Annotated in this window: 15 protein-coding genes and 1 pseudogene; 9 read left to right on the top strand and 7 right to left on the bottom strand. The window is 69.6% G+C overall.

Going from position 1 to position 20364, the window contains the following annotated elements:
• Window positions 1-8: 8 nt before the first annotated feature.
• Both ACUZ2Y_RS07850 and ACUZ2Y_RS07855 read right to left on the bottom strand, forming a co-directional pair.
• The gene (locus tag ACUZ2Y_RS07850; RefSeq protein WP_476328395.1) at window positions 9-509 is read right to left on the bottom strand and encodes a GNAT family N-acetyltransferase; all 501 of its coding nucleotides are present in this window, start codon (window positions 507-509) and stop codon (window positions 9-11) included.
• A gap of 87 nt (window positions 510-596) precedes the next feature.
• Window positions 597-1877 (bottom strand): NlpC/P60 family protein, encoded by a 1281-nt coding sequence (locus ACUZ2Y_RS07855; RefSeq protein ID WP_476328397.1) that lies wholly within the window; start codon window positions 1875-1877, stop codon window positions 597-599.
• Between the two features lie 363 nt (window positions 1878-2240).
• Here ACUZ2Y_RS07855 and ACUZ2Y_RS07860 point away from each other — a divergent pair, with 363 nt between their 5' ends.
• The gene (locus ACUZ2Y_RS07860) at window positions 2241-2675 is read left to right on the top strand and encodes a hypothetical protein (protein WP_476328399.1); all 435 of its coding nucleotides are present in this window, start codon (window positions 2241-2243) and stop codon (window positions 2673-2675) included.
• Window positions 2672-4195 (top strand): flagellar basal body protein FliL, encoded by a 1524-nt coding sequence (locus ACUZ2Y_RS07865; protein WP_476328401.1) that lies wholly within the window; start codon window positions 2672-2674, stop codon window positions 4193-4195. Before ACUZ2Y_RS07860 ends, ACUZ2Y_RS07865 begins: the two co-directional genes overlap by 4 nt.
• Window positions 4196-4408: 213 nt before the next feature.
• On the opposite strand, the gene ACUZ2Y_RS07870 is transcribed toward ACUZ2Y_RS07865, so the two are convergent.
• Window positions 4409-5827 (bottom strand): phytoene desaturase family protein, encoded by a 1419-nt coding sequence (locus tag ACUZ2Y_RS07870; protein ID WP_476328403.1) that lies wholly within the window; start codon window positions 5825-5827, stop codon window positions 4409-4411.
• A 408-nt stretch (window positions 5828-6235) separates the two neighbouring features.
• On the opposite strand from ACUZ2Y_RS07870, the gene ACUZ2Y_RS07875 reads away from it, so the two are divergent.
• A complete protein-coding gene (locus ACUZ2Y_RS07875; RefSeq protein ID WP_476328405.1) occupies window positions 6236-9061 on the top strand; it encodes an aconitate hydratase in 2826 nt (941 codons plus the stop codon).
• 70 nt (window positions 9062-9131) lie between these two features.
• Window positions 9132-9845, top strand: coding sequence for a TSUP family transporter (locus tag ACUZ2Y_RS07880; RefSeq protein WP_476328407.1), 714 nt, complete (start codon window positions 9132-9134; stop codon window positions 9843-9845).
• Window positions 9846-10000: 155 nt separating this feature from the next.
• Here ACUZ2Y_RS07880 and egtD read toward each other — a convergent pair whose 3' ends face one another.
• From egtD to egtA, 4 genes and pseudogenes are all read right to left on the bottom strand, one after another.
• Complete coding sequence (egtD, locus tag ACUZ2Y_RS07885; protein ID WP_476331657.1) at window positions 10001-10945, bottom strand: L-histidine N(alpha)-methyltransferase; 945 nt, start codon at window positions 10943-10945, stop codon at window positions 10001-10003.
• A gap of 96 nt (window positions 10946-11041) precedes the next feature.
• Window positions 11042-11761 (bottom strand): annotated as a pseudogene (egtC, locus tag ACUZ2Y_RS07890) (ergothioneine biosynthesis protein EgtC); the annotation flags it as partial.
• 3 nt (window positions 11762-11764) lie between these two features.
• Window positions 11765-13060, bottom strand: coding sequence for an ergothioneine biosynthesis protein EgtB (gene egtB / locus ACUZ2Y_RS07895; RefSeq protein ID WP_476331660.1), 1296 nt, complete (start codon window positions 13058-13060; stop codon window positions 11765-11767).
• Window positions 13061-13074: 14 nt separating this feature from the next.
• Window positions 13075-14310 (bottom strand): ergothioneine biosynthesis glutamate--cysteine ligase EgtA, encoded by a 1236-nt coding sequence (gene egtA, locus ACUZ2Y_RS07900; RefSeq protein ID WP_476331663.1) that lies wholly within the window; start codon window positions 14308-14310, stop codon window positions 13075-13077.
• A gap of 165 nt (window positions 14311-14475) precedes the next feature.
• Here egtA and ACUZ2Y_RS07905 point away from each other — a divergent pair, with 165 nt between their 5' ends.
• The 5 genes from ACUZ2Y_RS07905 to ACUZ2Y_RS07925 all read left to right on the top strand — a co-directional run bounded on the left by ACUZ2Y_RS07905 (window position 14476) and on the right by ACUZ2Y_RS07925 (window position 20346).
• Window positions 14476-15069 (top strand): TetR/AcrR family transcriptional regulator, encoded by a 594-nt coding sequence (locus ACUZ2Y_RS07905; protein WP_476328409.1) that lies wholly within the window; start codon window positions 14476-14478, stop codon window positions 15067-15069.
• 170 nt (window positions 15070-15239) lie between these two features.
• Window positions 15240-16562 (top strand): hemolysin family protein, encoded by a 1323-nt coding sequence (locus ACUZ2Y_RS07910; RefSeq protein ID WP_476328411.1) that lies wholly within the window; start codon window positions 15240-15242, stop codon window positions 16560-16562.
• Window positions 16559-17608 (top strand): hemolysin family protein, encoded by a 1050-nt coding sequence (locus tag ACUZ2Y_RS07915; RefSeq protein WP_476328413.1) that lies wholly within the window; start codon window positions 16559-16561, stop codon window positions 17606-17608. Before ACUZ2Y_RS07910 ends, ACUZ2Y_RS07915 begins: the two co-directional genes overlap by 4 nt.
• Before the next feature lies 1 nt (window position 17609).
• Window positions 17610-18488, top strand: coding sequence for a 3-methyladenine DNA glycosylase (locus tag ACUZ2Y_RS07920; protein ID WP_476328415.1), 879 nt, complete (start codon window positions 17610-17612; stop codon window positions 18486-18488).
• A 94-nt stretch (window positions 18489-18582) separates the two neighbouring features.
• A complete protein-coding gene (locus ACUZ2Y_RS07925) occupies window positions 18583-20346 on the top strand; it encodes a vWA domain-containing protein (RefSeq protein WP_476328417.1) in 1764 nt (587 codons plus the stop codon).
• The last annotated feature ends 18 nt before the right edge of the window (window positions 20347-20364 follow it).

Consider the following 20364-nt stretch of genomic DNA (forward strand, 5'->3'; position numbering starts at 1 on the left):
AGGGGCCGTCACCACAGTTTGTCGATCTCCCCGGAATGCAGGTCCACGCGGGCACCGTGGAACGCCGACTGGTTCCGCTTCGCCGCTTCGGAGAAGAAGTCCGCCATCGTGACCTTGTCGAATCCGGGCCGGTCACTGGCGAACGGCGCCTCGGCCGTTCCGCCGATGAGCACCGTGCCCGGCAGCGACCGCCATCCGGCGCTCTCGTAGAAGCTTCGCAGTGGACGGTCGCAGGTGAAGAGCCCGACATCGAAGCCGCGCTCCGCGATGGCGTCGTGCGCCGCCGACACGAGCAGGCGACCGTGCCCGCGACCGCGAATATCCTGCCGGGTGACGACAGTGCTCAGCCCGGCAGCGGAATAGGTCTGTCCCGCGTGGACGATCTCCTTGGCGAGGATGTCCAGGGCGGCGACCACCTCGTCGGTGTCCACCAGCAGCATCGACACCGGCCGCAGCGCCGGGTCGTGCGTCAGCGAAGTCCGGCCGCCAGGCCATGCCTGATGCCGCATTCGCAAGACCTGGTCACGAAACTCGGGCGGCGTCTCCGCTTCGGGACACGACAGGACACGCACCCGCTCATCTCACCACAAGGCGAGTCAGAGCAGCCTGGTCGCGTAAGGGACGATGCCGCCGTATCGGACCGGGGCGATGCGGACCCTGGAGCCCGAGTACGGCGCCTCGACCATCTGGCCGTTGCCGATGTACATCGCCACGTGGTGGATGCGGCCGCCGGTGGCCCAGAAGAGCATGTCGCCGGGGGCCATCTGGTTCAGCGGGACGCGGCGGCCCGTGGCCGCCTGGTAGCCGCTGTAGTGCGGCAACCGGATGCCGACGCCGGCGAAGGCGTAGATCATCAGCCCCGAGCAGTCGAACCCGACCTTGTTGAAGTCGCCGAACGAGTCGGCGACGCCGCCGTCGCGGATGCCGCGGGTGGGGCCGCTGCCGTTGCCGCCGCCCCAGGCGTACTGCACGCCCAGCTGCGACAGGGCCCGGTCGATCACGACCCGGACGGCGTTGCCCGTCGCCGGGCGGTTGACCGTCGGGCGCGGGCCCGGCGAAGGGGCGTTCTGCGCGGCGGCCGCCTTGGCGGCGTCCTCGCGCTGCTTGGCGGCGAGCCAGTCCTGGTAGCGCTTGCGCTGGTTCTCCAGGCCGCCGACTTTGGCCTGGGCGTCGTTGAGCTGGCGTTCGTAGTCCGCGCGGGCGGCTTCGAGTTCCTTGGACTTCCCGGCCTGGTCGCGCTGGGCCTGCTGGGCCGAGGCGGTGGCGGCGTCGGCGTTGCGTTTGGCCTGTTCGGCCTCGGCCTGGCGCTTGGTGGCTTCGTCGAGGGCGGCGCGGGCCAGTGAGTCCTTGTTGGCCTTGACCGCGCGGGCCCGCTCCATCGACTCCAGCGCGTCCAGTTCGCTGCCGCTGACGGCGTTGAGCAGCTGCGCGCGGGCGAGCAGGTCTTCCGGGCTCTTGGCCCCCATGTACGCCGACATCGAGCCGACGGTCGTGCCCTGCTTATAGCTGCCCGCGGCGAACTCGTCTAGCTGCTTGCGGGCGTTCTCGATGGACTGACTCGCACCGTCGGACTCGCGCTTGGCGGCCTCGGCGTCGGCCTTTGCCTTGGCGGCGAGGTCTTCGGCGGTCTCGAGGTCGACGAGGGCCTTGTTGGCGTCCTCCATCTTGGCTTCGACCTCGGCCTGCAGCTCCATCAGCCGGGCCTCGGCCTTGGCGAGCTGGTTCGTCAGCTCGCCGACCTTGCCCGCTTTGGCCTTGGCCTCGGTGCGGCCCGCTGAGAGGTCCGAATCGCTCGGATTCGGCGGGGGTGGGGGCACCGCGACCGCTGTCGCCGGGACCGCCATGCTGATCACCAACGTGAGCGACGTCGCGATCATGAACGCTCTGCTACCGCGTCGTTTCCCCATGGTTTCCCATCTCCCTGTGCGGACGGCTCCCCCCGTCCACTTCGGACGGACCGGCTGCCGCGCCCGCCGACATCAGCGGAAAACGGACCGACCCACGTCGACTGTGCCATTAGGACCACAATCGCACCAGTCGTAACAGGGAAAACTTCACCACCCTGGACAACTTGGGCCTCCTGCGACACGTAGGGTGTATGCGCGCTGCTCCACCTGGGTGCCGACGCTAGGCACAGTGAGTGAATCGGAGCTGAGCCCGATGTGACTGCCTGTGCCCGGTGCTGCGACGATGTCGCCGTGACTCAGGGATCAGCTCGCGCTCGGGGGGCGGCGACCGCCGTGATCGCCGCCGCGGGACTCGTGGCGGTCGTCGCGGGCATGTTTCTTCCCTGGTTCCGGTCCGGCGCGGTGCTGCGCGACAGCTTCCAGCTCATCGGCGTGATCCAGACCCTCGGCTTCCTGCGCGGCGACGTGCTGGAGATGCTGCTCTACGTCTGGTTCGGCCTGGTCCCGGTGGTGACGCTGAGCGTTGTCGCATACACGTTCGGCTTGTACCGGACGAGCGCAACGATCTGCGTGGTTCTGACGATATTCACTGGAACCATTTCGGGTGTCGCCACCGTCGAAAGCGGTGGCGAGGAAAGCTCGCTCGGCATTGCGGGCACCGGACCGACAGTCACGTTGATCGGCTCGTTGGTGGCTCTCATCGGGGCCGTGGGCATCTTCGTAAGCCGGCGCAAGAGCGCAAGCAGGATCGCAGGAGGGGAACCGTGACCTATCCAGGTTCAGGCGGCCAGGGGCAGCCGAACGACCCATATCAGCAGCCGGGCGGCCAGCCTGGGTACCCGCAGCAGGGCGGTCACCCCCAGCAGGGCGGCCAGCCCGGATACCCGCAGCAGGGGGGCTACCCGCAGCAGGGGTACCCGCAGACCGGGCCGCAGCAAGCCCAGGGCTACCCGCAGACCGGGCCGCAGCCCACGCAGCAGTACGGCCAGCCGGTCGAGCAGCCGTACGGCCAGCCGCAGGGCGACCCGTACGGCCAGCAGCAATTCGGCGCCTACGGCTACCCGGCGCCGGAGCAGCCCAAGAAGCGCAAGGGCCTGATCATCGGTGTCGTGGCAGCCGTCATCGCGGTCGCCGCGGGCGTCGGTGTCACGGTGTGGGCCCTCAACCGGGGCAGCGCCCCCGCGGGCGCACAGAGCCCGACGGCGGCGGCGACCAGCCTGGTCAACGCCCTCGGCCAGGGTGACGTCGCGGGTCTGCTCACGGGCTTGGCGCCCGCCGAGCGCGACCTGATGACCACGCTGAACTCCGAGACCACCAAGGAGCTGCAGCGCCTCGAGGTCTACAAGGCCGACGCCGACCCGAACAAGCTGCAGGGCTTCGAGCTCAAGACTGAGGGCCTGCAGTTCGACGAGCAGGGCGCGGAGAAGGTCAACGACCACCTGACCATCACCAAGCTGGTCGCGGGCAAGGTCACCATCAGCTCGGATGCGAGCAAGCTGCCGCTGACCGAGGAGTTCATCGAGGCCGCGTTCCCGCGCGGCATGGACGCCAAGCCGCAGACCGAGACGGTCGACATCGCGGAGATCGTCAAGGACAACGACGGCAAGGCCATCCGCATCGCCACCGTGAACGTCGACGGCGAGTGGTACCCGAGCCTGTTCTACACGATCGCGGACTACGCGCTGCAGGAGTCCGAGAACTCGTGGCCGAGGACCCCCATCGCCGCCAAGGGTGCCGACTCCCCCAACCAGGCCGTCCGCGAGATGGCCGAAGCGGGCCTGGACGCGAACCTGGAGCGAGTCATCGAGCTCCTCCCGCCGGACGAGATGGCAGTGATCCACGACCTGGGCCCGATGCTGGTCGAGATGGCCAAGAAGGACGGCGCTGAACCGACCGGGGCCAAGATCACCAAGCTGGAGACCGAGACCACTGAGGTCGAGGGCGCCACGAAGGTCCTCCTCAAGGAGTTCGAGGCGGAGATGGACGGCGAAAAGGTCAGCGTCACCAAGGACGGCGAGTGCTACTCGGCCGAGGCCCAGGGCGAACGCAAGAAGTTCTGCGCCGACGACGCGGCAGCCGAGATCGGCGGCAAGCGAATGAAGCCGGACGCCAAGAAGGCGCTGACCAACCTGGTCAAGGGCATGATCGCCAACACCGGCGTCGTCACCACCCAGGTGGACGGCAAGTGGTACGTCAGCCCCATCCGGTCGCTGACCGACATCCAGGTCACCGCCCTGAAGAGCCTGGAGCCCGGCGACGTCAAGGCCCTCATCAAGATGCTCAAGTAAGACAGCGGTAGGAACCAAGCGCTAGACAAGACATGGGAGAGGCTCCGCCACGGCGGGGCCTCTTCCATTTCGCCCACCCACCCGGCCACCCACACTCCCCACCCCCGGACGAGCGAACCTCAAGGGACGGCTCTTCGCCCCGCCCTTGCCCCTCGTCCTGGCCCACCACTTCCCTTGGGCCCAACTTCCCTTGGGCGCCACGGCTGAGAGCGTTCAGCTCCGGATCAAATCCAGCGGATCCGCCTTGATGCCGAACCGCTGCCGCAAAACGCGTCCAGCCGCGTGCACCCCACACATCCCATGCACCCCAGGCCCCGGCGGCGTCGAAGCCGAGCACAGATACACACCAGGTATCGGAGTCCGATAAGGATCCCACCTCGGCACCGGCCGAAACACCGTCTGCCGCACCGAAAGCGCACCAGCGCCGATGTCCCCACCGACATAGTTCGCGTTGTACTGCCCCATCTCCACAGCCGTCACCACCGCACGCTCGACCACAAGGTCCCGAAACCCAGGCGCGAACCGTTCGATCTGAGCTGTCACCCGTTCGCCGACGTCCACAGTGGACCCGTTGGGCACATGCGCGTACGACCACAGTGTATGGAGCCCGTTGGGCGCCCGAACCACATCAGGCTGGCCCACCAGCACATACGGCCGAGAGGGGTGCCGACCGGACGCGACCTCCTCTTCCGCCGCGACCGCCTCCGCCCGGTCGCCGACCACGTGCAGCGTTCCGGCAAGCGCAAGGTCGGGAACCGTCCAGGGCACCGGGCCGGACAGCGCGAAGTCCACCTTGCACACTCCCCCGCCATAACGGAACGCGCGCAGCCAGCGCAGGTACCGTGCGGGGAGTTCGGCCATGCCTGCCAGAGCCGCAGGACTGACGTCGAGCAGAACGGCGTGCGCGCGGATCTGTGAAAGCGAGTCGATTCGGCTGTCGGTCTCGATCTTCCCGCCCAACCTGACCAACTCCGCCGCCAGCGCATCCACAATGGACTGACTGCCGCCGCGGGCGATGGGCCAGCCGACCGCGTGGCCGAGGGTGGCGAGCAGCAGTCCCGCGCCGGCGGGTGCGAGGGCTCGCGGGGGTGTCACAGCGTGGGCGCTCACGCCGGTCAGGAGGGCGGGCGCGACCTCCTCGCGGAATCGCGCACCCCACAACGGGGAAGCCTGCTCCAAGACCCGCAGTGGGAACCGGAGGGCGCGGGGCACCGACCGGAAGTCCGACATGGCGAGGTCGACCAGGCCCGGCCAGTCCCGCACCAGCGGCCCCAGCAGTCGCCGCCAGGCCGGTCCGTCGCGACCCAGACCCTCGGCCGTCCGATCCAAGTCACGCCAGGCCAGGCCCGCGCGGCCGCCGTCGAGGGGGTGGGCGTAGGACAGCTCCGGGGCCACCAGCTCCACACCGTGGGCCGCCAGGTCGAAAGCGCGGAAGAACGGCGAGGCCAGACCCATCGGGTGGGCGTGGGCGCACACGTCGTGCCGGAGGCCGGGCACGGTCAGCTCAGCCGTCCGGCACCCACCGCCGATGGTCGGCGCCGCCTCGTGCACCCGCACCGACAGTCCGGCCTTGGCCAACACCAGCGCCGCCGCCAGCCCGTTCGGTCCCGCCCCCACCACCACCGCGTCCATGCCGCTCAGTCTTCTAGGAACTCCAGCCGGTTGCCGACCGGATCATCGGTGTGAAATCGGCGTCTGCCGGGAATCTCCACCGGGTCCGCCCAGCGGACACTCGCGCCCGATTCCGCCACACCGGCACGGCGACCCGCGCGACCGACAACCGCAGCCTTAGGAGACCGGGACGGCAGCCGACCACGGTGACCGCCAGACCGTCAGATTTCGCTGGTGGCGACCAACACTTGAAATTCCGGGGAGGCGGACCAGCACGTGATGGATCACATCTGCCCCCACTTGAAATCGCTTACAGGACAAGCGTACTGTTTACTTCGTGAGCCTGTCGATGCGCGCCTCAACCAGGTGCGCGAGACTCAGGGCTCGACTACCTGAACTGACTGACTTGCGCCGCCACTGGAGTTGGACGTGACTACTGCTAGCAAGGACAGCTTCGGCGCCCGTGCCACGCTGAACGTCGGTGACGCCTCATACGAGGTGTTCCGGCTGGACGCGGTGGAGGGTTCCGAGCGCCTGCCCTACAGCCTCAAGATCCTGCTGGAGAATCTGCTCCGCACCGAGGACGGCGCGAACATCACCGCCGACCACGTGCGCGCCCTGGCGAACTGGGACCCGGCGGCCGAGCCGTCGACGGAGATCCAGTTCACGCCGGGCCGCGTGGTCATGCAGGACTTCACCGGCGTCCCCTGCGTCGTCGACCTCGCCACCATGCGTGAGGCCGTCACCACGCTGGGCGGCGACCCGACCAAGGTCAACCCGCTGGCCCCGGCCGAACTGGTCATCGACCACTCGGTGATCGCCGACATCTTCGGCCGCCCGGACGCCTTCGAGACCAACGTCGACCTGGAGTACCAGCGCAACAAGGAGCGCTACCAGTTCCTGCGCTGGGGCCAGACCGCGTTCGACGAGTTCAAGGTCGTCCCCCCGGGCACCGGCATCGTCCACCAGGTCAACATCGAGCACCTCGCGCGCGTTGTGATGACCCGAAACGGGCAGGCCTACCCGGACACCTTGGTCGGCACCGACTCGCACACCACCATGGTCAACGGCCTGGGCGTGCTGGGCTGGGGCGTCGGCGGCATCGAGGCCGAGGCCGCGATGCTCGGCCAGCCGGTCTCCATGCTGATCCCGCGCGTGGTCGGCTTCAAGCTGCACGGCGAGCTGCCCGCGGGCGCCACCGCCACCGACCTGGTCCTCACGATCACCGAGATGCTGCGCAAGCAGGGCGTCGTCGGCAAGTTCGTCGAGTTCTACGGCTCCGGTGTCTCGGCCGTCCCGCTGGCCAACCGCGCCACCATCGGCAACATGAGCCCGGAGTTCGGCTCCACCGCGGCGATGTTCCCGATCGACGCGGAGACCATCGAGTACCTGCGCTTCACCGGCCGCTCCGCCGACCAGGTCGCACTGGTCGAGGCGTACGCCAAGGAGCAGGGCCTCTGGCATGACCCGTCCATCGAGCCGGTCTTCTCGGAGACCCTCGAGCTGGACCTGGCCACGATCGTCCCGTCGATCGCCGGCCCGAAGCGCCCGCAGGACCGCATCCAGCTCACCGACGCGAAGGCCGCCTTCCGCGCCGCGCTGGGCGCCTACGCCCCCGCCATGGACACCACGTCCACTGTGGACGAGGCGTCGGAGGAGTCCTTCCCGGCCAGCGACGCCCCCGCGTTCGCCGCGCGCGGCAACGGGTCCTCGGGCAAGCCGTTCGACTCGCACTCGGCCGCCGCGAACGCCGAGGGCCGGGTCTCGAAGCCGACCACGGTCACCCTCGACGGCCAGACCTTCGAACTCGACCACGGCGCGGTGGCCATCGCCGCGATCACCTCGTGCACCAACACGTCGAACCCGTCGGTCATGATCGGCGCGGCGCTGCTGGCGAAGAAGGCCGTCGAGCGCGGCCTCAACCGCAAGCCGTGGGTCAAGACCACGCTGGCGCCGGGGTCCAAGGTCGTCATGGACTACTACGACCGCGCGGGTCTCACCCCGTACCTGGACAAGCTCGGCTTCAACCTGGTCGGCTACGGCTGCACCACCTGCATCGGCAACTCCGGCCCGCTGCAGGACGAGATCTCCGCGGGTGTGCAGGAGTCCGACCTCGCCGTCGTGTCGGTGCTCTCGGGCAACCGCAACTTCGAGGGCCGGATCAACCCGGACATCAAGATGAACTACCTCGCGTCCCCGCCGCTGGTGGTGGCGTACGCGCTGGCCGGGTCGATGGACATCGACATCACCACCGAGCCGCTGGGCATCGGGTCCGACGGTCAGCCGGTGCACCTCGCCGACATCTGGCCGACGCCGCAGGAGATCTCCGACACCATCGCCTCGGCGATGTCGGCGGAGAGCTTCGCCAACAGCTACAAGGACGTCTTCGCGGGCGATGAGCGCTGGCAGTCGCTGCCGACGCCGACCGGCAAGACCTTCGAGTGGGACCCGCAGTCCACCTACGTCCGTAAGCCCCCGTACTTCGAGGGCATGACGATGGAGACCACGCCCGTCACCGACATCGAGGGCGCACGCGTTCTCGCGCTGCTGGGCGACTCGGTCACCACCGACCACATCTCCCCGGCCGGTGCCATCAAGGCTGACACCCCCGCGGGCAAGTACCTCACCGAGCACGGCGTGGAGCGCAGGGACTTCAACTCCTACGGTTCGCGGCGCGGCAACCACGAGGTGATGATCCGCGGCACGTTCGCGAACATCCGGCTGCGCAACATGCTGCTGGACAGCGAGAACAACGGCGCAGGGGTCCAAGGAGGTTTTACCCGCGACTTCACCGCCGGCGGCGAGCAGGCCTTCATCTACGACGCGGCGCAGAACTACGCGGCGGCGGGGATCGGCCTGGTCATCCTGGCGGGCAAGGAGTACGGCTCGGGTTCGTCGCGCGACTGGGCGGCCAAGGGCACTTCGCTGCTCGGTGTCCGCGCGGTCATCACGGAGTCTTTCGAGCGCATCCACCGGTCGAACCTGATCGGCATGGGCGTGCTGCCGCTGCAGTTCCCGCAGGGCGAGACCGCGGCGTCGCTGGGCCTCGACGGCACCGAGACGTTCGCGATCACGGGCGTCACCGCGCTCAACGACGGCGAGACCCCGCGCACCGTCAAGGTGTCCGCGGCGAAGGCCGACGGGTCCACTGTGGAGTTCGACGGCGTCGTGCGCATCGACACCCCCGGTGAGGCGGACTACTACCGCAACGGCGGCATCATGCAGTACGTGCTGCGCAAGATGGTCAACAGCTGATAACGCAGATGAGCGGGGGACATCCGGCAACCCCGGATGTCTCCCGCTCTCGCATTTCTGGGGGATTCCTTTGACAGTCGGACTGCTGATCGCGGGCCTGGTCTTGCTGGTCGGCGCGGCCGTGCAGGGCACGATCGGCTTCGGCCTCAACCTGATCGCCGGACCGATCCTGGCGCTGATCGACCCGATGCTCGTGCCCGTCCCGGTGCTGTTCGCCGGGACCGCGCTCTCGGCGATGCTGATCTTCCGGGAGCACGGCTCGGTCGAGTGGAAGAACGTCGGATGGGCGATGGTCGGGCGGCTGCCCGGCAACGGGCTCGGCCTGATCGCCCTGGCGACGCTGCCGGTGGCGGGCTTCACCGCGCTGATCGGGGTGAGCGTGCTCGTGTGCGTGGGCCTGTCGGTGATCACGTGGAAGCCGCGTCCGACCGTCCCCGCCCTGCTCGTGGCGGGCACCGCGTCGGGCGCTTTCGGCACCATGGCGTCGATCGGCGGGCCGCCGATCGCGTTGGTGTACCAGAACCAGTCCGGGCCGACGATCCGCTCGACGCTGAGCGCGTTCTTCCTGGTGGCGTCGATCTCGTCGCTGGCGATGCTCGCCATGGCCGGTCATGTGGAACAGCGGCACCTGGTGGCCGCGGCTTACCTGACCCCGTTCCTCGCTTGCGGCGCCCTGATCTCCAACCCGCTCCGCAAACACGTCGAGGGCCCGCGCCTCCGTGTCGGCGTCCTGGTCGTCGCCGCCCTGAGCGCCCTGCTCCTAATCGGCAAAAGCATCCTCTGACGCTGTGACATGGCGCCCCTCCGCTCACGCGAGGTCGCGGTGACGTTTCGGGGGCTCCGAACGAACACGCCATCGAAGTCGGCAGTGTTCGTTCGGAACCCCCGAAACGTCACCATCAAGGCGGCCGAGCCGCGCCCCGGAGGGGCGCCATGTCACTAGTTGGCTTTGGCTAGGGAGAGGGCGAAGCGGGACTGGGCGTCGGTCCACCAGTTGGTTTGGGTGAAGCCTGCGGCGTTGAGTTCCTTCGCCACACCGTCGCGGCGGAATTTTGCGGAGATTTCGGTGCGGAGTTCTTCGCCTTCGGCGAAGTCGACTGTCATGTCCAGGGCGGTGATGTGGGCTCGTTGGGCCTTGGTCGACCTCAGGCGCATTTCGATCCACTCGTTCTTGGCGTCCCACAGGGCCACGTGCTCGAACGAGTCCACGTCGAAGTCGGCGTCCAGTTCGCGGTTGAGGACGTGGAGGACGTTGCGGTTGAACTCCGCGGTCACCCCCGCGGCGTCGTCATAGGCGGCGACGACCGTGGCTTCGTCCTTGACCAGGTCGGTGCCCAGCAGCAGCCACTCCCCCGGCTTGAGGACCTCGCGGATCGACGCCAGGAACGTCTTGCGCTCACCGGGGAGGAGATTGCCGATGGTGCCGCCGAGGAACACGACCAGCCGCGCGGGCTCGCCGGGAAGCAGACCCAGGTGTTCGGTGAAGTCGCCGACGACACCATTGACGGTCGTGTCCGGGTACTCCTCCCCCAGTGCCGCCGAAGCCTCGCGCAGCGCCGATTCCGAGACATCCAGCACGACGATCTGCGACAGCGTTCCGCCGTCACGCAGGGCGTCGAGGAGTAGGCGGGTCTTCTCCGAGGAGCCCGAGCCCAGCTCCACCAAAGTGTGCGCGCCGGTCACCGAGACGATCTCGCCCGCGCGGGCGGCGAGGATCTCACGTTCCGCGCGGGTCGGGTAGTACTCGGGCAGCGTGGTGATCTGTTCGAACAGCTCGCTGCCCCGGGTGTCGTAGAACCACTTGGGGGGCAAGGACTTCGGTGTCGCGGTCAGCCCGGCGCGGACGTCGGCGGCGAGCGAGCGGGCGGCGTGGTCTTCGGGCAGGTGTACTTCGACAGCGGAGTTCCTGGCGTCGGTCGTGGTCACTGCGTTCCCCTCCGGTGTTTCGGCGATCGGCCCCAGTTCGGTGACGCGCACATCCGGGGCCGAGTCAAGCGTGGCGGTGACCAGCAGGTGGTCACCCAAAGTCGTCCACTGTGGATCGTCGTCCCACGGCTCGGAGGCCAGGACGACGCTGTCTTCGGTCTTCAGCACGGAAAGCGAGTGCCACCAGGTGGTGGCGACGAGCGTCCGGCCATCGGTGAGCAGGAAGTTGAGCCGCGAGTCCGGCGCCACCGCGCCGATCGCGCGGGCCACCTCGGCCAGCGCGTCGGCAGGCTCGACACCCGCCCGCAGTCGGTGCCGCACCAGAGCCCAGACCAGGGCGCTGTCAGTGGGCGCGTCGAGCGTCATCAGGTCCACTGTGGGCAGTTCGGCGGCGAGCCCGGCCACGCTCTCCGGCCACCCGCCGACCCGCCCGTTGTGGCTGAACAGCCACGGGCCCTCGGTGAAGGGCGCGCAAGCGTCGTCGCAGATCGGCATGCCGACCGTGGCCGACCGGACGGCGGCGAGCACCACCTCGCTGCGGGTGCTCGCCGCGACGGCGGCGAAGCCGTGGTCGATCCACATCGGAACCGCGCGGCGGTAGCGGACCGTCTCGCCGTCGGTGCGCCAGCCGACGCCGAACCCGTCGACGTTGACCGTGCCGCCCTGCCGCATGTCCTTCGGCGCGAACGTCTGCCTCAACAACCCCTGCGGCGGGTCGAACAGCAGGGAGGACAAGGACACGGCAGGGCCTAGGTAACCCAGATGGCGGCACATGCGTTACCGCGCCTCATCCGGGCGCACGTCGCGGGCGCATCTGAAGCCGGCGAAGATCTGCCTGCGGATCGGGTGGTCCCAGTTGCGGAACGTCCCGCGCACGGCCGCCTTGTCGGTGCCGAACGACCCGCCGCGCAGCATCTTGTAGTCGCCGCCGAAGAACACCTCGGAGTACTCCCGGTACGGGAACGCCGCGAACCCCGGGTAGGCCTCGAAACCGGAGTCGCACCACTCCCAGACGTCGCCGATGAGCTGACGCACGCCCAGCGCCGACTCGCCCGCCGGGTACGACCCGACCGGCGCGGGCCGCAGGTGCCGCTGGCCCAGGTTGGCGTGTTCGGGCCCGGGATCCTCATCGCCCCACGGATACCGGCGCGACCGGCCGGTGGCCGGGTCGAACCGGGCGGCCTTCTCCCACTCCGGCTCGGTCGGCAGCCGCCTGCCCGCCCACTTCGCGTACGCGGCGGCCTCGTGGAAGCTGACGTGCACCACCGGCTCGTCGACCGGGATCCGTTCCACCACACCGAAACGCGTGCGCACCCAGCCGTCGCCTGCACGCTTCCAGAATCGGGGCGCAACCAGGTTGGCCTGCGTGCGGAACGTCCAGCCCTCGGCACTCCACCAGCGCTCGTCGTCGTAGCCGCCCGCGTCGATGAACGCCAGGTAGTCGCCGTTGCTCACCGGGACCGTGTCGATGAAGAAGGCGTCGACACTGCGGCGGAACGCGGGCCGCTCGTTGTCCAGCGCCCACGGCTCCGTCGAGGTGCCCATGGTGAACTCGCCCGCCGGCACCAGCACCTCCCGGCGCGCGGGCCGAGTCGCGGGGGGCGGGTCCGGCGCGTGCAGGACCGGCACACCGACGCGGAGCTGGTGGGTGGCGAGCATGGTCTCGTCGTGCTGCTGCTCGTGCTGCACGATCATCCCGAACGCGAAACCCTGGTCGACGAGCCGCGCGCCTTCGAGCGGAACGCGCTCAAGAACGTCGAACACCTTCTCGCGCACCTCGCGCACATAGCCGCGGGTCTCGGCGGGCGAGAGGAGCGGCAGCGCCGGCCGGTCAGCCCTGGCGTGCTGGAAGGCGTCGTAGAGGTGGTCGATGTCCTCGCGCACCGGCTCGCGCCCGCCGACGTCGCGCACCAGCCAGAGCTCTTCCTGGTTGCCGATGTGCGCGAGGTCCCAGACCAGCGGCGACATCAGCTTCGAGTGCTGGCGGACCAAGTCGTCGTCGTCGACGGACTCGGTCAGCGTGGTGCTGCGCTCACGTGATCGGCGCAGCGCGTCGGCGACCTTGCCGCGCATGTCTTCCGTGCTGGTCACGACTTCCTCCCGGTGGTCGTGTCGGTCAGCCGTTCCAGGTCCCCCGTGACCAGCCGGGCGTAATCGGGCAGCAGACCCAGATCCGCCACGGCGCGCAGCCCGATGTCGAGCACCGCGCGGGCGGCGGCGGCGAGCGGCGGGTCGGCCAGTCCGTGCCGGGCCGCGACGACCCAGCGGTCGGCGACCGGCGCGCAGGCCGCGGCGACCGCGTCGACGGTGGCCGGGTCGGCGGTCAGCGCGGCCACGAGGGCCGCCGGGGTGATCCAGCCCGCGCCGTCCTGGGCGTCGAGGTAGCGCACCTCGAAGTAGCCCTGCGGGCGGACCGGCGGGAACAGCGTCGAGATGTGGTAATCGAGATCGGCCGTGGTGGGCGGTTCGGGTAGCGCCCCGGCGATCCAGTCGGCGAAGGTGACCCCTGGGGGCGCGTCCCAGCTCTGACCTGGTCTTCGCACGCAGAGCAGCGGGGTGTCGAGGACGTACTGGACCCACGCGCCCACCGGGTCGTCGGTCAGCGGGAGCGGGCAGCTGCGCGACGGGTCGGTGCCGAACACGCTGCGGGCCCTGGTCGAGGCCCAGCCGGTGAGCTCGCCCGCGAGGTGCGGCGAGTTCGCGAACAGCGCGAGCATCACCGGCCCCAGCGACGTGATCGCCGCCCAGCGGGCCGGTGTGTCGGCGGCCTCGCCGACGTCGACGCAGACCTGCAGGCCCGCGGTCGCGCACATCATGGCGATCCCGTCGGGCCCGATGGGTGCGAACGCGCGCTCCATGGCCGCGTAGCGGGGAGTGTCGAGGACTCGACGTGGAGTCCGGAAAGGATCGGTGCCCCAGGCACCCAGGACCAGGCCCGCTTGATCGAGCCGGTCGGCGAGATAGTGGTGGTCGGCGATGACCGCGTCGAGCAACTGCCCGAAATCGGAGGCCGGAAGGGAGGAGATCTCGACTTGACCGCCAGGCTCCAAGGAGAGCGGCGATCCCGCCGGAAGCGCGAGATGGGGACTGTCGGGTCTTAGCGTCGTCGGCGTGTGCGGGCCGAGAGCGGCGGCGAGATGATCGGAGTCGAGACGCCGCCGGGGATCGTCACGGTGATGGACCGTCCACTCCAGCTCGACTCCCACCAGATTCGGTGGGCCATGTTTGAAACACACCGAGGCGACGTACGCCTCGGCTTCCACGCGGGCCCGCAAACGTCGTCCATCGGGCCCGGTGGTCTCCGGATCGCATACTGCGGTCAGAGGACTCACCCCTTCGTCCGTGCCGTGAAATCGACGCTACACGGGGGCACCGACAGGCGCATGATCCCAAATGCCGGGGCCGGACAGGGGCAAGCGAAAGGGCGAGTGATACCCAATACGTACGTACGGATTGCTTCCTGGGGGTTCGGCTGACACGATCGTCGGGTGCCCCGCGTGAGCCAAGACCACCTCGACGCGCGCCGCCGTCAGATCCTCGACGGGGCGCGGTCCTGCTTCGCGCGCCACGGCTACGAGGGGGCGACCGTGCGCCGCCTTGAAGAGGCTACCGGCTTGTCGCGCGGTGCGATCTTCCACCACTTCCGCGACAAAGAGTCGCTGTTCCTCGCGTTGGCCGAGGACGACGTGCTGCGGATGACCGAGGTGGTGGCCCAGCAGGGTCTCGTCCAGGTCATGCGCGACCTGCAGTCGACCCCCGCGGCGGGCGACGGTGACAGCCCGGCGGACTGGCTCGGCACCCGGCTGGAGGTCTCGCGCAGGCTGCGGACCGATCCGGAGTTCCGCGCCCGCTGGGCCGAGCGCTCCGAGCAGCTCACCATCGCCACCCGCGAGCGCCTGCTGCGCCAGCGCCACGCGGGAAACCTGCGGGACGACGTCGACGTGACCGTGCTGACCGCGTTCCTCGAACTCGTCCTCGAAGGTCTGGTCTCCCATCTGGCGATGGGCCTGCCCGCCGACGACCTCGACCCGGTCCTCGACCTCGTCGAGGAGACCGTCCGCCGACACCGCCGGGCCACCTGACGCCTGTCGAGCGAAAACCCATCTGGATTCCCTAGAATGGGCTACCAGCAGCTTCTATGTCTCAAGGAGTGACCGTTTCCCGTGCGTGAAGCACAATCACCGGGCCGCAGTAGCGGGCCGGGAGAGAGTCCCGGCGACCATACCGGCCCGGTACCCGGGTGTGACTCCCGGTGACCGGTCCCCTGATCAGCGTCCTCGGCCTGCTGGCCGTGTTCGCGCTCACTCTCGGGACGGCGCTCTTCGTCGCCGCCGAGTTCTCCCTCACGACCCTGGAACGCAGCCAGGTCGACCACCACGCCGCGGAAGTCGGCGACCGGCGCGCGCTGGCCATCCAGAAGGCCCACCGGACCCTGTCGTTCCAGCTCTCCGGCGCGCAGCTGGGCATCACGATCACCACGCTGATCACCGGCTACATCGCGGAGCCCGCGCTCGCGCAGCTCATCGAGCCGCTGCTCGCGCTGATCGGCCTGCCCAAGGGCGCGGCCGACGTGGTGGCGATCACGATCGCGCTGATCGTGGCGACATCGCTGTCGATGGTGTTCGGCGAGTTGGTCCCGAAGAACCTCGCCATCGCCCGCCCGCTGTCGACCGCGCGCGCCGTCGCCGGTCCGCAGGCCGTGTTCTCCGCGGCGCTGCGGTGGCTGATCAACGCCCTCAACGGCTCGGCGAACTGGGTGGTGCGGCGCCTCGGCGTCGAGCCCCAGGAGGAGCTGCGGTCGGCCCGTTCCCCGGATGAGCTGGGCGGCCTGGTCCGCTCCAGCGAGGCCAAGGGGACGCTCGACACCGGCACCGCCGTGCTGCTGAGCCGGTCGCTGCGCTTCGGCGAGCGCACGGCCGACGAGCTGATGACCCCGCGCGTGCAGGTGCAGGCGCTGCGCGCGGACGCCACTGTCCTCGACTTGATCGCGCTTGCGCGCGCGACCGGGTTTTCGCGATTCCCGGTGCACGGCGGCGACCTCGACGAGATCCGCGGCGTGGTGCACGTCAAGCAGGTCTTCGGTGTCCCGCACGCGATGCGCGCGACGACGAAGGCCGCCTCGCTGGCCCGCCCGGTGCCCACGGTGCCGGAGACGCTCGACGGCGACGTCCTGCTCGACCGGCTGCGCGGCTCCGGGCTGCAGGTCGCGGTCGTGGTCGACGAGTACGGCGGCACCGCCGGGCTGGTCACCCTGGAAGACCTGATCGAGGAGATCGTCGGCGACGTGCGCGACGAGCACGACCGCGGCGAGGTCAACCCGGTCCGCCCGCTGGGCAAGGACAGCTGGATGGTGTCCGGGCTGCTGCGCGACGACGAACTGGCCGAGGCGACCGGTTTCCGGATGCCCACCGGCGACTACGAAACGGTGGCGGGGTTCGTCCTCAACCGCCTTGGAAGGATCCCGTCGGTGAACGACGAGCTGCGCTATGACGGCTGGCTCATCACGGTGATGCGGATGGATCGCCACCGCATCGCCGAGCTGCGTGTCGCCAAGGTGCGCGAGGTGCAGGCATGACCGACATCCTCGCCCTGTTGGCGACCATCCTTCTGTTGCTGGGCAACGGTTTCTTCGTCGGCGCCGAGTTCGCGATCATCACCGCCCGGCGCGACCGGCTCGAGGCGCTCGCCCGTGAGGGCAAGCACCGCGCGGCCGTGGCGATCGAGGCGGGCCAGCAGCTGCCGCTGCTCATCGCGGGCGCGCAGCTGGGGATCACGGTGTGCTCGCTGGGGCTGGGCGCGCTGTCCGAACCGGTGATCGCCGGCCTGTTGGAGAGCCCGTTCCACTCCCTCGACATCCCGCCCGCGGTCCTGCACGGCGTCGCCTTCGCGATCGCCCTGGGCATCGTGGTCACCCTGCACACGGTGATCGGCGAGATGGTGCCGAAGAACCTGGCCATCGCGGGCCCGGAGGGTGTGGCGATGGCGCTGGTCCCGGTGCACTACGCGTTCTGCAAGCTGGTGCGGCCGGTGCTGGCGCTGTTCACGGTGGCGTCGACGTTCGTGCTCAAGCAGTTCAAGGTGGAGCCGCGCGACGAGATGGAGACCGCCTACACGCGCGACGAACTGGCGAACCTGATCTCGGAGTCGCGCCGCGAGGGTCTGCTCGACGACTCCGAGCACCGGCGGCTCACCCAGACGCTGTCCTCGGCGGAGCGGACCGTCGCCGACGTGATGGTGTCGCTGGACCAGCTCAAGACCGTGCCGTCGCCGCCGACCCTCGGCGACATCGAGCGCGCGGTCGCCGAGACCGGTTACTCGCGGTTCCCCGTGCGCATGTCTGACGGGTCGATCACCGGCTACGTGCACGTCAAGGATGTACTTGACCAGGTCGACGCCGACCCGGCGACCCGGCTGCCCGCGTCGCGGGTGCGTGGGCTGCCGCAGGTGCCCGCGGACTCGCGGGTCGACGAGGCGCTCAGCGCGCTGCGCCGGGCCCACAGCCACCTGGCGACCGCGGTCGCCGCGGACCGCACGGTGCTCGGCGTGGTCGCGCTGGAGGACCTCGTCGAGGAGTACGTGGGCACCGTGCGGGACGGGACGCACATCGTCAACGGTGGCTGAGATGATCCTTCTCGACGAGACCGACTGGCACGCCCGGCGCGACGCGCATGTCGAGCGGATGCGCGCGTGGACCGAGCCGCACCAGGCGCGGCGCGGGCGCGGCGAGAAGCACCCGGTGCTGGACTTCCTGTTCACGTACTACTCGCACCGGCCCGCGCACCTGGAACGGTGGCACCCGGGCGCGGGAGTGGTCCTGGCGGGCGAGTCGGCGCGGGCGTACCTGCGCTGGCCCGCCTACACCGCCACCGACTCCGGTGTCACGGTCGACCTGGCCGCGCTGCCGGAATCGCGGCGGCGCAGCGCCCGGTTCATCCGGGACCTGCTCGCCGCCACCGTGTCACGGCCACCTCGGCTGGGCTGTTTCGGGCTGCACGAGTGGGCGATGGTCTACCGGCAGCCGGAGTCGGAGATCCGGCATGTCGACTGGCCGCTGCGGCTCGGCGCGGCGGGCACCGACGAGGTCGTCGAGGCGCAGACGATCAAGTGCAGCCACTTCGACGCGTTCCGCTTCTTCACCGAGCCCGCGCGGCCGCTCAACACCCTGGAGCCGAGCCGGGACCGGCAGATCGCGATGGAGCAGCCGGGCTGTCTGCACGCGACGATGGACCTGTTCAAGTGGGCGTACAAGCTCGATCCGTACACCCCGTCGGATCTGCTGGCCGACTGCTTCGACCTGGCCTCGGACGTGCGTGAGCTGGATATGCGGGCGAGCCCGTACGACCTGTCCCCGCTGGGCTACGAGCCGGTGCGGATCGAAACCGAGCGTGGCCGGGCCGAGTACGCGCGCACGCAGGCGGAGTTCGTCCGGCGAGCGGAACCCTTGCGGCTCAGGCTGATCGCGCTGTGCGACGTCCTACTGGAAAGTGCTACTCACAGTTAGCCCTTGACGCACGCACTTCACCTAATAGAGTGCCTCTGCCGGGCGCCCGACTACGGACAGCATCTCTGTCCGCGAGCGCACGAAAGGGTTGGCGATGCCTCGACAACGTGCGGTCGGCCGCCGCAGCGCGCTGCGGCGGTCGATTCTCGTCCTGGGCCTCGTCGTGCTCATGATCGCCTTGTGGCTGGGCGCCAACTGGCTGCGCTATGTCGCCGACGAGCGCGCCGCCGAGCGGGGCCGCGAGTGTCCGCATGGCCCGACGACGCTCAAGGTCACCGTCGCGCCCAGCGTCGAAGAGCCGCTGCGTGAGATCGCCGGGCGGTGGAACGCCTCCGGCGCGGTGGTTGACGACTTCTGCGTCAAGGTCACGGTCGCGGCGACGGAGTCGGGTCCGATGCTCGCCGGTCTCACCGGCGAGTGGAACGTCCGCGAACTCGGCGACCGGCCGCACGCCTGGCTGCCGGAGTCGTCGTTCTGGACCGACCGGCTCAGCGCCGTCGACGACGCCCTGCTCGGCTCGGCGCCGGACACGGTCGCGAGCAGCCCGATCGTGCTGGCCACCCCGGAGCCCGCGGCGAAAGCGCTCACCGACACGGTGACGTTCACCTGGGCCGACGTCGCCACCCTCATCCCGGACCCGAGTGGCTGGTCGCGGTTCGGCCAGTCCGGCTGGGGCAGGCTGATCGTCGCGCTGCCGCAGCCCGCCGCGAACCCCGCCACGGGGCTGGCGGTGCAGGCGGTGCTGTCCGGTGTCGGCAAGCAAAGCCCGCTGACACACGAGGTCCTCGAACGCCCGGAGATCGCCGACGCGATCAGCAAGCTGACGGCAGGCCAGCCGACCGGCGTCCCGGAGACGACCCGCGAGGCCCTCATCAGGTTGGGCGAGGCGGAGTCGATGACGACCGCGCCGTTCAGCGCGGTGCCGGTCCTGGAGGTCGACCTGCACCGGCGCAACCTCGCCATCGACGGCAGGCCGGCGGCGAAGCGCCCCCTGTTCGAGGTCATGCCCGACGGCCCGATCCCGACCGCCGACTTCCCCTTCGTCCGGCTCGCGGGCATCGATGCGGCCTTGGCGAACGCCGCCGACCGGTTCCGCCAGTTCCTCCTCGAACCGGACCAACAGCGGTCGCTGGGCCGCGCGGGCCTGCGCACGGCGTCGAACGAGCGCCCACCGAGCACGCTGGGCATCGGCTGGCCGGACCTGCCACCCGCCACCGCCCCGGCGAACCCGCGAACCACCCAGCAACTCGCCGCCACGTGGGCGGCGGCCGCTGAGGGCGGCCGCATCGTGACCATGCTGGTCGACGTGTCGAAGTCGATGGGCGCGGACAACGGCGACGGACGGACGCGGATGCAGTGGGTGCAGGAAGCGTTGCACGGGTACGCGAACTACACGGTGTCGGGTTCGTTGGGGCTTTGGCAGTTCTCGCAGGGACTTGACCGTGCGAAGCCGTACGAGCAACTGGTGGCGACCGGCCCGATCGGCGAGACCCGGGCACGCCTGCATCAGGCCGTCGACACGCTGGCTCCGACTGGGGCGACTCATCTGTACGAGAGCATCGCGGCGGCTTATCGGGCGGCGATCAGCGGACATGTGACGGGGAAGCGCAACGAGATCGTCGTGATCACTGACGGCGGGAGCGACGGTTCGATGACGTTGGCTGAGTTGACGGCGGCGATCAAGGCGGTCGGCAGCTCCAAGAAGCCGGTCGTGGTCAGTGTGATCGCGTTGGGTCCGGACCAGAACCGGGTCGCGTTGCGGGACATCGCGAAGCTCACCGGTGGGACGGTGTCGGCGCTTTCCAGTGCTCGCGGGCTTCAGGCGGCTTTGGGGCAGCTCGCGGCCCGACGAGACTGAGCTGGGTTCGTCACGTTT

This window comes from Actinokineospora sp. UV203, from assembly GCF_056323665.1.

What these genes read in the sequence shown, in the direction of transcription:
- ACUZ2Y_RS07850 (WP_476328395.1), bottom strand. Translation starts at nt 509, where the DNA reads ATGCGGCATCAGGCATGGCCTGGCGGCCGGACTTCGCTGACGCACGAC.
- egtB (WP_476331660.1), bottom strand. Translation starts at nt 13,060, where the DNA reads ATGCGCGGCAAGGTCGCCGACGCGCTGCGCCGATCACGTGAGCGCAGC.
- ACUZ2Y_RS07915 (WP_476328413.1), top strand. Translation starts at nt 16,559, where the DNA reads ATGACCGACATCCTCGCCCTGTTGGCGACCATCCTTCTGTTGCTGGGC.
- ACUZ2Y_RS07870 (WP_476328403.1), bottom strand. Translation starts at nt 5,827, where the DNA reads ATGGACGCGGTGGTGGTGGGGGCGGGACCGAACGGGCTGGCGGCGGCG.
- ACUZ2Y_RS07855 (WP_476328397.1), bottom strand. Translation starts at nt 1,877, where the DNA reads ATGATCGCGACGTCGCTCACGTTGGTGATCAGCATGGCGGTCCCGGCG.
- ACUZ2Y_RS07925 (WP_476328417.1), top strand. Translation starts at nt 18,583, where the DNA reads ATGCCTCGACAACGTGCGGTCGGCCGCCGCAGCGCGCTGCGGCGGTCG.
- ACUZ2Y_RS07920 (WP_476328415.1), top strand. Translation starts at nt 17,610, where the DNA reads ATGATCCTTCTCGACGAGACCGACTGGCACGCCCGGCGCGACGCGCAT.